Genomic DNA, 14,968 nt, shown 5'->3' with positions numbered 1-14,968 from the left:
ACGTACCGATCCGCACACCACAACGAGGAGCGAAACAGCGCATGGCTCTGCTCACAATCGGCGATCAGTTCCCCGCCTACGACCTCACCGCCGTCATCGGTGGCGACCTGTCGAAGGTGAACGCACAGCAGCCCGACGACTACTTCACCACGGTCACCAGCGAGGACCATCCGGGCAAGTGGCGAATCGTCTTCTTCTGGCCCAAGGACTTCACCTTCGTCTGCCCCACCGAGATCGCCGCTTTCGGCAAGCTGAACGATGAGTTCGCCGACCGTGACGCCCAGGTGCTCGGCGCCTCGGTGGACAACGAGTTCGTGCACTTCCAGTGGCGCGCACAGCATGACGACCTCAAGACGCTGCCGTTCCCGATGTTGAGCGACCTCAAGCGCGAACTGGCCTCCGCTGCAGGCGTTCTCAACGCCGATGGAGTCGCCGATCGTGCCACCTTCATCATCGATCCCAATAACGAGATCCAGTTCGTCTCGGTCACCGCCGGTTCGGTCGGCCGCAACGTCGACGAGGTGCTGCGCGTGCTCGACGCGCTGCAGTCCGACGAACTGTGCGCCTGCAACTGGCGCAAGGGCGACCCGACCATCGACGCCGGTGAACTGCTCACCGCGAGCGTCTGAGAGGAGACCGCATGAGCATCGACAACCTGAAGGACGCACTTCCGGAGTACGCCAAGGATCTGAAGCTGAATCTCGGCTCGATCAGCCGGACCACTGCCCTCACCGAGGAGCAGCTGTGGGGCACGCTGCTGTCGACCGCAGCGGCGACCCGTAATGCCAAGGTCCTGGCCGAGATCGCCGACGAGGCTGCCGACACCTTGTCGGCCGAGGCCTACAACGCGGCACTCGGCGCGACCTCGATCATGGGGATGAACAACGTCTTCTACCGTGGTCGCGGCTTCCTCGGCGGAAAGTACGACGATCTCCGTCCCGGCCTACGCATGAACATCATCGGCAACCCCGGTGTCGACAAGGCACTGTTCGAACTCTGGTCGTTCGCGGTGTCCTCCATCAACGGCTGCGAACACTGTGTCGGCGCCCACGAGAACACCCTGCGCGAGGCGGGCGTCGATCGTGAGGCGATCTTCGAGGCGTTGAAGGTCGCCTCGATCGTCGCCGGCGTGGCGCAGACGATTGCGACGACCGAGGTCCTCGCCGCCGTCTGACCCGAACACGCGAACGACGACGGGCCCACCGGACTCCGGTGGGCCCGTCGTCGTCGGTCCGGCGCGCTCAGGAGAGCGCGGCCCGCATCCGGTCGGCGAGTTCGGTGACCTCGTCGGTGGTCATGACGAATGCCGGCGAGATCTGCAGGGCTCCCTGACCGGCGGCCCGGCCGCTGACCCCGTGGTCGCGCAGTCGGCCGATCGTCGGGATCGCCTGTGCCGGATCCGCCAGTTGCACAGCCGACACCGCCCCCATGCCGGTCCGGACCTCGGCGACCGACTCCAGATCCGCGAGAGGCGAGAGCGCGCGCGCCAGATCGCCTTCGAGACGCGAGGCCTCGGCGAGCAGCCCCTCCTTCTCGATGATGTCGAGGTTGGCCATCGCCGCTGCCGCCGCGCCGGCGTGGCCGCCATAGGTGTAGCCGTGGCGCCACCAGACGCCGCCCGCGTAGAACGGTTCGGCGATATGCGGGGCGATGAACACCGCACCCATCGGCACGTAACCCGACGTGAGGCCCTTGGCGGTGGTCATCAGGTCGGGTTCGAGGTCGAATCGGGACGACGCGAACCACGAGTCGCCGCCGATACGGCCGAATCCGGTGACGACCTCGTCGGCCACGAACAGCACGTCGTGATCGCGGCAGATCTGGCGCACCTCGGTGAGATAGCCCTCGGGTGGGGGGTACACGCCACCCGCGCCGATGATCGGCTCACAGAAGAAGGCGGCAACCCGGTCGGCCCCGAGCCGCTCGATGAGTCCGAGCAGGCTCTTGGCGTTGTCCCACTCGACGGTCTCGGCGTCGGCCATCAGCTCGCCGTACCCCTCGCGGTTCACCGGAATCCCGGCCAGCGCGGTACCGGCGACATGCATGCCGTGATACGCCTTGGTGCGGCCCACGATGATGTTCTTCTCGGGCTTGCCCTGTTCGTGCCAGTAGCGCCGCGCCAGCTTCGCCGCGGTGTCCACCGAATCGCTGCCACCCGAGGTGAAGAAGATCTTGCTGCCAGGGACGGGGGCGATCTCGGCGAGCCGGTCGGCGAGATCGACCGTGACGTCGGCGGTCAGATCACCGAATCCCGAGTAGTGCGCCAGCCGGCCCAGCTGATCGGCGACCGCCTGCGCCACCTCGGTGCGTCCGTGTCCGATGTTGGTGAACCACAGACCCGCGGTGGCGTCGAGGTACTCGCGTCCCTCGGCGTCCCAGATGCGTGTCCCCTGCCCGCGACTCACCACGAACGGACCATTCGAGGTGACGGAGCCCATGTCGGCGAAACCGTGCCAGAGTGAACCTGCCATGCCCCAATCATGCAGGGTGCCCGGACGACGAGCCGAATCAGGTCCGGGCGGCCACCGACGGCCGCCCGACGACTCCGCGGGCGGGAGAATATCCTGAGACCATCATGCCCGCGCCGACAACCGACGACAGACGACAGCTCGCCGACCAGATCTCCGAACTCACCATCGTCGATGCCCATCGACTGCGCCGTCGGCTCGACAAACTGGGTCGGTCCCCACAGTCCGCGGCATGGACGAGCCTGACCGGCGACGTCGCGTCGGCGCAGCGACGGATCGATCGTCGGCGGGCCGCCGTGCCCGTCATCTCGTTCCCACCGGAACTGCCGGTCTCCGAGGCGCGCGCCGAGATCGCCGCGGCCATCGCCGACCATCAGGTCGTCGTCGTCGCCGGCGAGACCGGATCCGGCAAGACGACCCAGCTCCCCAAGATCTGCCTGGAACTCGGCCGCGGTGTCCGCGGCGCGATCGGCCACACCCAGCCGCGGCGTATCGCAGCGAGTTCGGTCGCCCGGCGGATCGCGGACGAGACCTCGACGGAGATCGGTGACGCCGTCGGCTACTCCGTACGCTTCACCGACCGCTCCGGCGCCGACACGCTGGTCAAGGTGATGACCGACGGAATCCTGTTGCGTGAGATCGGGTCCGACCCCCTCTTACGCCACTACGACACGCTGATCATCGACGAGGCGCACGAGCGCAGCCTCAACATCGACTTCATCCTCGGCTATCTCAAGCGACTGTTGCCCCGACGTCCGGACCTGAAGGTCATCATCACCTCGGCGACGATCGAACCGGACCGGTTCGCGCGGCATTTCGGCAACGAGACAACCGAGGTACCCATCCTGGAGGTGTCGGGGCGGGCGTACCCGGTCGAGATCCGCTATCGGCCGTTCGGCGACTCCCGCGACCCGGACTCCGACCATCGCGATCTCGATCAGGCCCAGGCGATCGATCAGGCGGTCGGTGACCTGTGGTCGTCGCGCCGCACCGGCGACATCCTGGTGTTCCTGCCGACCGAGCGGGACATCCGCGAGACCGCGGACGCCCTCGGCCACCGCGTGTCGGCCGGCGCCGAGATCGTGCCGCTCTTCGCGCGGCTCTCCATCGCCGACCAGCAACGCGTCTTCGCGCCGTCCTCGGGCCGACGCATCGTCCTGGCGACGAACGTCGCGGAGACGTCACTCACGGTCCCGGGTATCCGCTACGTCATCGACACCGGAACCGCACGCATCTCCCGCTATTCGACCCGATCCAAGGTGAACCGGCTTCCGATCGAACCCGTCTCGCAGGCCAGTGCGCGGCAACGGGCCGGTCGATGCGGCCGCGTGGCGCCGGGCATCTGCATCCGCCTCTACGCCGAGGACGACTTCGACGCCCGACCCGCATTCACCGACCCGGAGATCCTGCGCACGAATCTGGCGGCAGTGATCCTGCAGATGGCCGCCCTGCGCCTCGGCGACGTGTCGGAGTTCCCGTTCGTCCAGCCCCCGGACGCGCGCGCCATCCGTGACGGCATGGCCGTCCTCACCGAACTCGGCGCCATCCGGGAGACCACCCGCGACGACCACGAACCGGTGCTGACGCCGGTCGGCCGCGACATGGCCCGCATCCCGGTCGATCCGCGGCTCGCACGCATGCTCATCGCAGGTCACGAATTCGGTTGTCTCGACCACATTCTCGTGATCGCCGCGGCACTCTCACTACCGGATGTCCGCGAGCGGCCGGCCGAGAACCGCGAGGCCGCCGACGCCGCGCATCGTCGATTCGCGGTTCCCGGGTCGGAGTTCCTCACCTACCTGGAGTTGTGGTCCTACCTCGAGGAACGACGACGGGAGCTGTCGGGCAACCAGTTCCGCAGACTCTGTGAGCGCGAGTTCCTACATTTCCTGCGGATCCGGGAGTGGACCGAACTGCACCGACAGTTGTCGCGCATCGTCGCCGACCTCACGTGGAAGGTCCCCGAGACCGGTCGCGATGCGGACGCGATCCACCGCGCGATCCTCTCCGGCCTCCTGGGCAACATCGCGGTCCGTCAGGGCGACACTCGGGAGTTCACCGGAGCCCGGAACACGACGCTCGCGATCTTCCCCGGGTCCTCGCTGGCCCGCAAGCCACCGTCGTTCATCATGGCCGCGGAGATCATCGAGACCTCACGCCTGTTCGCCCACACCGTCGCCGGTATCGACCCGCTCTGGGCGGAGAAGCTGGCGGGCGACCTGGTGCGGCGCACCTACAGCGAGCCACACTGGTCCGGGAAGCGAGGCGCGGCGATGGCCTACGAACGCGTCACCCTGTACGGGGTCCCGCTGGTGGCCCGACGACGTGTTCCGTTCGGCGCCATCGACCCCGTCACCTCGCGCGAGATGTTCATCAGGCACGCCCTGGTCGAGGGTGACTGGCGCACCGATCACGGCTTCTTCCAGCACAATCGGGACCTCCTCGAGGCCGCCGCCGATGTCGAGCACCGTGCCCGCCGCCGGGACGTGGTCATCAGTGAGCAGCAGCTGTTCGACTTCTACGACTCCCGTGTGGGCGCCGACGTCGTGTCGACCCGGCACTTCAACACCTGGTGGAAGGCTGCCCGACGCTCCGATCCCGGCCTCCTCGACCTGCGGCCCGAAGACGTCGCAGCCGATGTCGCCGTCGCCGACACCGACTTCCCGGGTGCCTGGCAGCAGGGTGAAACCCGTCTCGAACTGCGCTATCGCTTCGAGCCGGGCGCACCCGACGACGGGGTCACCGTCGTCATCCCTCGACCGCTTCTCGACCATGTGCGCACGGCCGGGTTCGACTGGACCGTGCCCGGACTACGATCCGAACTCGCGACCGAGCTCGTCAAGTCGTTGCCGAAGTCTGTGCGCAAGTCGATGGCCCCCGCACAGCGTTTCGCCGACCTCGCGTTGTCCCGCCTGACCCCGCGCGGCGAACCGCTGATGGTGGGACTGGCCCGCGAACTCTCGGCCATCACGACGATGACGGTGTCCGCCAAGGATTTCGACCTCGAACGCATCCCCGCGCACCTGACCATGAACTTCGCCGTCGTCGGCCGCGACGGCACCATGATCGCGGGTGGCAAGTCGCTGGCAGCACTCAAGAAGCAGTTCGCGGACACCGAGGACGAGGCTCCCGTTCGCCGCCAGGTGTTCACGGACTGGACTTCCGACGGGATCGGCACGCTGGCGCACGAACTGACGTCGACGGTCGCCGGGCAAGCGATCACCCGATACCCGACGCTCGAGGTCGCCACCGACCGCGACCGTGTCGTCGGCGTCCGGCCCGCGCTGGCCGCCTCCACCGCCGAGCGGGACCGACGGCTCACCGAGGCCGTCGTCGCGCTGCTCGAGTTCCGTCTACCGGCTCTGTCGCGCAAGATCACCGGGACCTTGGACGCGGCGGGACGCCTCGCGCTCAGTCAGAGTCCGTATCTGCGGCCCGACGACCTGATCGGTGACTGCACCCGTCGTGCGATCCGCGATCTCGCGGCCACGAGGGATCTCACGTCGATCCGGACTTCCGAGCAGTTTGCCGAACTGGCCGATCACCTGCGGCCGACCGTGGCCGAGAAGGCGCCTGAGATCTTCCGTTCGGCGACCGAGGTCTTGCGGCGTGTGGCCCCGCTACGACGCGAGATCGACGGTCTCAGTGGAACACTCGCCGCCGACGATGTCGCCGAACAACTGTCGGAACTGGTCTTCGACGGTTTCGTGGCCACGACGCCACACCGCCACCTCGCGAACATCCCGCGATATCTCGAGGCAGCCGAACACCGACTCGCCGATCTGCCTGTCGCCCCATCACGCGATCGCGACGGGGTGGCCGCCATCGACAGGGTCGTGGCCCGATGGAATCAACGGTCGGCGCAGCTTCCGGCCGCGCGTCGCGCAGCGCTCGACGAGTTCGCGCACTGGCTGATCGAGGAGCTGCGGGTCGGCATCTTCGCCCAGCGACTCGGCACCGCCTATCCCATCTCGGAGAAGAGAGCCGTGCGGGCGATCGCCGAGTTCCGCTGAGACGACGAAGCGGTCAGGTACCTGCCGGGTCGACCGACTTCTCCTGGGTGAGGTCGCCCTGCAGGTCGTCGATCTCCCGCTGGAAATCCTCCAGCGAGTCGAAGGACCGGTAGACCGAGGCGAAGCGCAGATAGGCGACCTCGTCGAGATCGCGCAGAGGCCGGAGAATGGCGAGACCCACCTCGTTGCTGGGGATCTCGGCCGACCCGGATGCGCGGACCGCGTCCTCGACCTGCTGCGCCAGCTTGGCGAGGGCGTCCTCCGCGACATCACGCCCCTGGCATGCGCGGCGAACCCCGCGCATGACCTTCTCGCGACTGAACGGCTCGGTCACGCCGTTGCGTTTGACCACGGACAGGACCGCGCTCTCCACCGTCGAGAACCGGCGACCGCACTCCGCACACGAACGGCGTCGTCGGATCGCCTGCCCCTCGTCGGCGACACGCGAGTCGATGACCTTGGTGTCTTCGTTCTTGCAAAACGGGCAGCGCATGTCATCCTCACGCACATCTCGGGACACACCGGCGCACCGCATGCCCGTTGCGCCGTGCCGGTTTCCGGCCGGACCCTGTGCCACGAGGATACCGCCCCGGACTCAGCGGTACGCGGGCGCAACCAGCGCCTGCCCGACGCGCAGGCCGGCGCCCGAGAGGTTGTTGCGCTCGACGATCTGATCGATCACCGACTGACGCGGCAGATCGGGCGCGACGCGGTCGGCGATCGAGCTGAGCGTGTCGCCGGCACGGACGTGTACGACCTCCGTGCCGACCGGCGTCGGGGCCACCGAGGCGGCGTAATTGGAGCCCACGATCGCGATCACCCACACCATCAGGGCGAGTGCGGCACCGACGACGACGGCAGCCGCGGCGGTCCGGCGCCGTACGTAGACCCGCTGATCCACCGCGGGAGCAGCGCATCGGGTACCCGCGGCCCGCGAGGTCGGGACCGGGCCCGCCGGACGACGATCGACCGGTCGTGTCGGTTCGACCCGTGCCATACGGCGAGGGCGGGTACCGGCGGCCGCTTGCCGCGGCTCACGGACCGGGGTACCGCTCGACGCCCCGGCGACCCGGCGGCGGGCCGGAGTCGGGGTCTGGTCCGACTCCGCGACATCGACGTCCCCGGCGTGGACGGAGCGGGTGGTGCGCGTGAGAGTTGCCGTGCTCATCATGACCTCCTGGCGTTCCCGGCCGATCGGGTGATCGATCACGTGTTCGATGGAACGCATGTTCGATTTCTAGCACGAAGCTCCGACAAAGTCTCGACACACGTCGAACAAATGTTTGAAGATGTCGGTCGGGTCCATTAGTGTCGGCACTACAGGACCCCAACAGCCAGCAGTTTTGCGTCACGCCTGGCGATCCGGGTGACCCAGAGACATTCCGATATAGAGGCACTGTGATGTGAGCGCACGCCGATGTGGACGCACGCCGAAGTCGACGCACTCCGACAACTCACCACCATCCCGACAGGAAGGACTCACCGATGAGCGAGAAGGCCGGCGGGCGGCGTGGAGCCGCCCGCGGTTCCGACACCACGACGGTCGGCACCGACCCGGACGCCGGAAGCCCGGACATCGCCGACCCCGCGGTCGCCGAGGCCACCCTGACCCCGCGGCAGCGCGGTGTGCTGGAGTTCATCCGCCGGTCCGTCCGTGAACGCGGTTACCCGCCGAGCATCCGGGAGATCGGCGATGCCGTCGGCCTCACATCGACCTCTTCGGTCGCCCACCAATTGCGGACCCTCGAGCGCAAGGGCCTGCTCAAGCGCGATCACAACCGGCCGCGTGCGGTCAACATCCAGGACGGCGACCACACTCCGCCCGGCGGATCCGCGGCGGCCGCCGACGACGACACCCTGCCCACGCCGACCTTCGTGCCGGTGTTGGGACGCATCGCCGCGGGCGGGCCGATCCTTGCCGAGGAGGCCGTCGAGGACGTCTTCCCGCTCCCCCGCGAGCTGGTCGGCGAGGGCTCACTCTTCCTGCTGAGGGTCGTGGGCGAGTCGATGATCGACGCAGCGATCTGTGACGGCGACTGGGTCGTGGTGCGCCAGCAGAACGTCGCCGACAACGGGGACATCGTCGCCGCGATGATCGACGGCGAGGCGACCGTGAAGACGTTCAAGCGCAAGGACGGTCACGTCTGGCTCATGCCGCACAACGATCTGTTCGAACCGATTCCGGGCGACGACGCCGCCGTTCTCGGCAAGGTCGTCACGGTGATGCGTCGGATCTGAGCCGCCGCGGAATCAGGTCGGCTGCAATCAGGTCGGCTGCAGTGCGGCGGACGCGGCCGCTCGCGCGGCGGCGGGATCGGACGTCGCCAGCGCGGCGTCGGCCGCGATGCGGCACTGATCGACGGTGACCCCGGCGAGGCGGACCCCGACCGCGGCGGCCGCGGCGGGCGCGGCCGACAACGACGTGACACCCATACCGACGAGCACGCACGCGAGCAGCGGATCCGCGGCCGCCTCGCCACACACCCCGACCGGCTTGTCGGCCTCGAGACCTGCCCGCGCGACCATCCCGATCAACGCGAGCACGGCCGGCTGCCACGGATCGGTGAGGGTGGCCAGTTCCGCGGACATCCGGTCGGCCGCCATCGTGTACTGAGTCAGGTCGTTCGTACCGATGGACACGAAATCCACCTCGGCGAGGATCGACGGAGCGAGGATCGCCGCGGCCGGCACCTCGACCATCACTCCGGCAACCATTCCGCGCTGCCGGACCTGGGCCGCGAACTCGGCGGCCTCGGCGGCCGATGCGATCATCGGAGCCATCACCCACGGTGTGGTGCCGATTGCCACGCCGGCGGCGGCGATCGCATCGAGCTGCGCCGCGCGGATCTCGGGATGGTCGATCGCGATCCGATTGCCACGGACGCCCAGTGCGGGATTCGCCTCGTCCGCCGGTGTGACGAATTTCAACGGCTTGTCCGATCCCGCGTCCAGTGTCCGGATGACCACCTTCTGCCCGGGGAACGCCTCGAGGACCTCGCGATAGAGCGAGGTCTGCTCGGCGACCGACGGTTCGTCGGGACGGTCGAGAAAGGCCAGCTCGGTCCGGAACAGACCCACCCCCTCGACGGGATGGCCGGTGGCGGTGCGAGCCGAGGTGCCGTCGGCGACATTGGCCAGGATCGAGATCGAGCGACCGTCGGCGGTCTGTCCGGGCCCCTGCCATTCGGCCATGGCCGCGGCCGCACGGCGACTCGCCTCGACGGCCGCCACTGCGGCCGCCTCGTCCGGTTCCACCTCGAGGGTGCCCGCGGTTCCGTCCACGAGGACTGCGGCGCCGGCAGCGATCACGCCGAGGCCGGCGACCGCCACCACACAGGGAATTCCCAACTGCCGGGCGATGATCGCCGTGTGAGAGGTCGGCCCGCCGAGGCGGGTGACCAGGGCGATGATCTTCACCGGGTCGAGTCCTGCGGTGTCGGCCGGGGCGAGGTCGTCGGCGAGCAACACCGACGGTTCGTCGGGCTCCGGTACACCCGGCTCGGGGACGCCGAGGAGCTCGGCGACGACGCGATCCCGGACGTCGTTCAGATCGGTGACACGCTCGGCCATCAGCCCACCGAGCTTGGTGAACATCGCCGCGAACTGCTCGGTCGCCGCCGTCGCGGCCGCAGGTGCGGCGGTCCCCTTGCCGATCAGCGCCGACGCGGCGCCGACCCATCCGCGATCCTCGGCGAGCCCGGCCGTCGCGCTGAGCACTTCCGCGGCCGCCCCGGACGAGTGGGAGGCACGTTCACGAAGTCGTCCGGCGACCGCGGAGGCCGCATCGGTGAATCGTTTGGTCTCGACCTCACGCTCCTCCGGGGGCACCGGAACGGCGGTCGCGGGGTCATATGCGGGTCGCTCACCGGGCCACACCGCAGGCCCATAGGCCTGACCGCTGACGACCGGGGTTCCGTTCAGTACCTGTGTCTGCTCCACCGAAATCCTCTCGTTGCGCCCACCAAACGTCCGCATGTGGATTGACGCCGCATTCGACCAGTTCTGTGATTCAAGTTACAAGAAATCCTTGACTTGTCAACACAAACAGGCGTAAACACAGATATAGCAACATCAAAAGCCACACAAATCCACAGGCCTACGGGCCCCGGATCAGATGAGGAATCGTGTACGCCGAAGAACGCCAGCAAGCGATCGCCGATCAGGTGCGCGCCAACGGTCGTGCGTCCGTGACCGCGCTCGCGACGCTGTTCGACGTCACCAGCGAGACCGTCCGGCGTGACCTCGCGGTCCTCGAACGCTCCGGCCACCTGCAGCGGGTCCACGGTGGGGCGGTACGCCCCGGGACGACACCGGTTCTCGGCGAACAGGGCATCGACGAGCGCCAGATGACCCGGACCGATCAGAAGCTCGCCATCGGCCGGACCGCGACACGCTTCCTCCCGCCGGACGGCGGGTCGGTCTTCTTCGACGCCGGCACGACGACCTACCAGGCCGCACTGGCCATGCCCCGGGACCGGCGCCTGACCTTGATCACACACAGCATCCCGATCGCAGCGGCGCTCGCCGACAACCGCAGCTCCGATCTCCACGTCCTCGGCGGACGGGTGCGCGGGCTGACCCAGGCCACCGTCGGCGCCGAGACGGTGGCGGCTCTCGAGCGGCTGCGCGTCTCGACGGCGTTCGTCGGCAGCAACGGCATCAGTCAGTCCCACGGACTGTCGACCCCCGACCCGGACGAGGCCGCCATCAAGTCTGCCATCGTTCGTGTCGCCAATCGCGTTGTGGTACTGGCGGATTCGTCGAAGATCGATCGGGAGGACCTGTCTTCGTTCGCCGACCTCAACGACGTCGACGTGCTGGTCACCGACGACGACATCGACCCGGTCACCTCGGCGGCGCTCTCCGCGCGCGGCATCGATGTGGTGATCGCATGAGCGAGAGAGACGACATGACATCGCCGGTCCCGGCCGCACTCACAATCCTCACCGTCACCGCCAATCCCAGCCTCGACCGCACCCTCGAGCTGACCGCCCCGTTGACCCGAGGCGGCGTCCAACGCGCGCAGGCGGTACGCGCCGAGCCGGGCGGCAAGGGCGTGAATGTTTCCCGGGTGGTCGCCGAGGCGGGCATCAGCACCCGCGCGATCCTGCCGGCCCGCGGCGGGGACCCCCTGCTCACCGCCCTCGACGACGTTGCGCTCCCCTACCTCGCGTTCGCGATCGAGGGCGAGGTGCGGTCGAACATCACCGTCGCCGACCCCGATGGCACGACGACGAAGATCAACGCGCCCGGCCACGCCCTCGACGCCACACAGGCGGACCGCCTCGCCGAGTTGGTGGTCGAGAACGCCCGCGGCGCATGCTGGGTAGCCCTGTGCGGCTCTCTGCCGCCGGGTCTGCCCGACACCTGGTATCGCACGGTGATCGATGGCCTGGTCGACCTCGGATGCCGGGTGGCGGTCGACACCTCGGGCGCACCCCTCGCAGCTACCGTCAGCGGGCGGGTCGACCTGCTCAAGCCGAACGACGAGGAGCTCGCGGAGGCCACCGGGGCCGACCCGGCACGGCTCGTGGCCGCCACCGCCCGGGGCGACTACGAGCCCCTCATCGCCGCAGCGCGGACACTCGTCGACCAGACCGGCGCCGCGATCCTGGCGACCCTGGGCGCCTCCGGCGCGATGCTCATCAGCGCGTCCGGGATCTGGTTCGCGACGCCGCCGCCCATCGTCCCGCGCAGCACGGTCGGTGCCGGCGACTCCGCCCTCGCGGGCTACCTCATCGCCGAGACACGCGGTGACGACGAGCCCGACCGGCTCCGCACCGCGGTGGCGTACGGCTCCGCGGCCACCGCTCTGGCCGGGACCCAACCGCCGTCACCCGACTCGCTCGACCTCGACGGTGTCGAGATCACCGAACTCTCGGGAGCCGCCCCGAGGAGATGACGCCGAACGACCACCGCGCACCCCGCGCCAGATCCCGCCGAACCCCGCTCGACGACAAAGGAAAACCCATGTCAGAACAGATCATCACGACGCAGACGGTGCGTCTCGACATCGATGCCGGCGCCGAACCCGCCGCCGTCATCGGCTATCTCGCCGATGCGCTCGCCGACGCAGGACGCACCACCGACGCCACCGACCTCGCCCGCGGCGCCCTCGAACGAGAAGCCAAATCCGCGACCGGGCTCCCCGGCGGCATCGCGATCCCGCATGCCCGCGCGGAGTCCGTCACAGCGGCGAGCCTCGCGATGGCACGCCTGTCCCAGAAGGTCGACTTCGGCGCACCGGACGGGCCGGCGGATCTGGTGTTCCTCATCGCCGCGCCTGCCGGCGGTGCCAGCGAGCACATGAAACTGCTCAGCTCGCTCGCACGGTCGCTCGTGCGGCCCGACTTCGTCGCGGCGCTCCGTGCGGCGGAGAGCGACGAACGGGTCGTCGAGCTCGTCGACGAGGCGATCAACCCGCCCGCGACCCCGGCGCCAACCGCGGCCGCTCCCACGACACCGGCCGCTCCGACGACGCCGGCCGCCCCTACGACACCTGCGGCCGCGTCGACGACCCCGATCGCGTCGCCCACCGACAAGCGCCCATCGATCGTCGCGATCACGGCATGCCCGACCGGCATCGCGCATACCTACATGGCTGCCGACGCACTGAAGTACGCCGCCGAGCGCGCCGACGTCGACTTCCATGTCGAGACCCAGGGGTCGTCGGCGACCACGGCATTCGATCCGTCGGTGATCGCCGACGCCGACGCCGTCATCTTCGCCACCGACGTCGGCGTCAAGGGCAAGGAACGCTTCCACGGCAAGCCCGTCATCTCCTCGGGCGTCAAACGTGCCATCAACGAGCCCGACACGATGATCGCCGAAGCCGTTGCGGCATCGACCGATCCACGTGCCGCGGTGGTCACCGCCGGCGACGGGGACACCGGCGCCGACCGATCCGGCGAGGCCGGTGGCGTCGGGCTGGGCAAACAGACCCAACAGGCCCTGATGACCGGCGTCAGCTACATGATCCCGTTCGTCGCGGCCGGCGGTCTGCTCATCGCCCTGGCGTTCCTGCCCTTCCTCGGCGGCTATGAGATCGCCAACGGCACCCTCGACACGAGCGGGGCACTCAACGACGGACAGTTCATCGCGCTGAACAACAGCCTGTGGGATCTGCCCGCCGGCGGCCTCGGCCAGTACATCGGCGCGGTACTGTTCGCGGTCGGCGGACTCGCCATGAGCATGCTCGTTCCCGTCCTGGCGGGCTACATATCCTTCGCCATCGCGGACCGTCCCGGCATCGCACCCGGATTCGTCGCCGGTCTGGTGTCGGTGGCGGTGGGCGCCAGCTTCATCGGTGGCCTGGTCGGCGGTCTGATCGCCGGTGTCGCCTGTCTGTGGATCTCACGACTGCCGTTGCCGCAGTGGGCACGTGGGCTGATGCCGGTGGTGATCATCCCGCTGCTCGGCAGTCTGATCATCGGCGTCCTGCTCTACATGCTGCTCGGCAAGCCCCTGGCCTGGGTCACCGAGCAGATGACCGAAGGCCTCAACAGCATGTCCGGAGGCTCGGCCATCGCGCTGGGCATCGTGCTCGGACTGATGATGTGCTTCGACCTCGGTGGCCCGGTCAACAAGGCGGCCTACCTGTTCGCCACCGCCGGACTGGCGATCGGCGGGACCGCACAACTCGAGATCATGGCGGCCGTCATGTGCGCCGGAATGGTCCCGCCGCTGGCGTTGGCGCTGGCGACCGTGTTGCGACCGCGACTGTTCACCGAGCCGGAGCGTGAGAACGGCAAGGCTGCTTGGTTGCTCGGTGCGTCGTTCATCTCGGAGGGCGCGATCCCGTTCGCGGCCACCGACCCCTTCCGCGTGATCCCGTCGATGATGGCGGGCGGTGCACTGTCCGGCGCGCTGGTCATGGCATTCGGTGTGACCCAGCGTGCACCGCACGGGGGAATCTTCGTCTTCTTCACCATGAACCACTGGTATCTGTTCCTGATCGCGCTCGCCGCGGGAACCGTACTCAGCGCCATCCTCGTGATCGTCGCCAAGCAGTGGCACACCGAGCGTGACCGTGCCACGGTGGTGTCGGAACTCGAAACCGTCCCCGCCTGAGCCCGACTCAGGACACACTGGACCGATGACCTGATCATCCGACCACCACGATGGGGTGTCCGACACGGGCACCCCATCGACCACTGAGCGCCATCCTCACCCCTCCATCCACTCTCGTCCCCGAAGACTCACACCAAGGAGTGACCATGCCCAGCACCACCGTCGCCGTCGGGTCCGCCGTCGGTCTGCACGCCCGTCCCGCCACGATCATCGCCGAGGCGGTCGGCGATGCGGGGAGCACCGTGACCCTCGCCCTGGAGGGAGGCGAACCGGTGGATGCCGGCTCCGCCCTGATGATCATGACGCTGGGTGCGGAGAAGGGCACCACCGTCGTCGTCACCGCCGAGGACCAGGCCACCCTCGATGCGATCGCCACCTTGGTCGCGAAAGACCTCGATGCCGAGTAGGTAGCGTCCG

The 14,968-nt window shown here is 68.6% G+C and carries 12 protein-coding genes; 8 read left to right on the top strand and 4 right to left on the bottom strand.

Features of this window, described 5'->3' with window-relative positions:
• Positions 1–41 precede the first annotated feature (41 nt).
• Together EEB19_RS00365 and EEB19_RS00360 are read left to right on the top strand one after the other, a co-directional pair.
• The gene (locus EEB19_RS00365) at positions 42–629 is read left to right on the top strand and encodes a peroxiredoxin (protein WP_187582108.1); all 588 of its coding nucleotides are present in this window, start codon (positions 42–44) and stop codon (positions 627–629) included.
• Positions 630–640: 11 nt separating this feature from the next.
• Positions 641–1,174 (top strand): alkyl hydroperoxide reductase, encoded by a 534-nt coding sequence (locus EEB19_RS00360; RefSeq protein WP_187582106.1) that lies wholly within the window; start codon positions 641–643, stop codon positions 1,172–1,174.
• Positions 1,175–1,241: 67 nt separating this feature from the next.
• On the opposite strand, the gene EEB19_RS00355 is transcribed toward EEB19_RS00360, so the two are convergent.
• Positions 1,242–2,471, bottom strand: coding sequence for an aspartate aminotransferase family protein (locus EEB19_RS00355; protein ID WP_187582104.1), 1,230 nt, complete (start codon positions 2,469–2,471; stop codon positions 1,242–1,244).
• 104 nt (positions 2,472–2,575) lie between these two features.
• On the opposite strand from EEB19_RS00355, the gene hrpA reads away from it, so the two are divergent.
• Positions 2,576–6,481 carry an ATP-dependent RNA helicase HrpA gene (gene hrpA / locus EEB19_RS00350; protein ID WP_187582102.1) on the top strand — a complete coding sequence of 1,302 codons (3,906 nt, stop codon included), beginning with the start codon at positions 2,576–2,578 and terminating at the stop codon, positions 6,479–6,481.
• A gap of 13 nt (positions 6,482–6,494) precedes the next feature.
• On the opposite strand, the gene nrdR is transcribed toward hrpA, so the two are convergent.
• Together nrdR and EEB19_RS00340 are read right to left on the bottom strand one after the other, a co-directional pair.
• Complete coding sequence (gene nrdR / locus EEB19_RS00345; RefSeq protein ID WP_187582100.1) at positions 6,495–6,974, bottom strand: transcriptional regulator NrdR; 480 nt, start codon at positions 6,972–6,974, stop codon at positions 6,495–6,497.
• A gap of 102 nt (positions 6,975–7,076) precedes the next feature.
• Entirely contained in the window at positions 7,077–7,709 is a 633-nt protein-coding gene (locus EEB19_RS00340; RefSeq protein WP_262365344.1) for a LysM peptidoglycan-binding domain-containing protein, read from the bottom strand.
• Positions 7,710–7,966: 257 nt separating this feature from the next.
• Here EEB19_RS00340 and lexA point away from each other — a divergent pair, with 257 nt between their 5' ends.
• Positions 7,967–8,719, top strand: a complete 753-nt coding sequence (gene lexA, locus EEB19_RS00335; RefSeq protein ID WP_187582099.1) for a transcriptional repressor LexA — start codon at positions 7,967–7,969, stop codon at positions 8,717–8,719.
• Between the two features lie 27 nt (positions 8,720–8,746).
• Here the strand turns inward: lexA and EEB19_RS00330 are convergent, their stop codons facing one another.
• Positions 8,747–10,420 (bottom strand): putative PEP-binding protein, encoded by a 1,674-nt coding sequence (locus tag EEB19_RS00330; protein ID WP_262365343.1) that lies wholly within the window; start codon positions 10,418–10,420, stop codon positions 8,747–8,749.
• Positions 10,421–10,605: 185 nt separating this feature from the next.
• Here EEB19_RS00330 and EEB19_RS00325 point away from each other — a divergent pair, with 185 nt between their 5' ends.
• From EEB19_RS00325 to EEB19_RS00310, 4 genes are all read left to right on the top strand, one after another.
• Positions 10,606–11,376, top strand: a complete 771-nt coding sequence (locus tag EEB19_RS00325; protein WP_187582095.1) for a DeoR/GlpR family DNA-binding transcription regulator — start codon at positions 10,606–10,608, stop codon at positions 11,374–11,376.
• Complete coding sequence (locus EEB19_RS00320; protein WP_262365342.1) at positions 11,373–12,383, top strand: 1-phosphofructokinase family hexose kinase; 1,011 nt, start codon at positions 11,373–11,375, stop codon at positions 12,381–12,383. The genes EEB19_RS00325 and EEB19_RS00320 overlap by 4 nt, the downstream gene beginning before the upstream one ends.
• Positions 12,384–12,451: 68 nt before the next feature.
• The gene (locus EEB19_RS00315; RefSeq protein WP_187582093.1) at positions 12,452–14,551 is read left to right on the top strand and encodes a fructose-specific PTS transporter subunit EIIC; all 2,100 of its coding nucleotides are present in this window, start codon (positions 12,452–12,454) and stop codon (positions 14,549–14,551) included.
• 146 nt (positions 14,552–14,697) lie between these two features.
• Positions 14,698–14,958, top strand: a complete 261-nt coding sequence (locus EEB19_RS00310; protein WP_187582091.1) for an HPr family phosphocarrier protein — start codon at positions 14,698–14,700, stop codon at positions 14,956–14,958.
• The last annotated feature ends 10 nt before the right edge of the window (positions 14,959–14,968 follow it).

This window comes from Gordonia sp. OPL2 (assembly GCF_003797825.1).
Classification (GTDB): domain Bacteria; phylum Actinomycetota; class Actinomycetes; order Mycobacteriales; family Mycobacteriaceae; genus Gordonia.
This window is presented reverse-complemented; position numbering and strand designations above follow the sequence as displayed.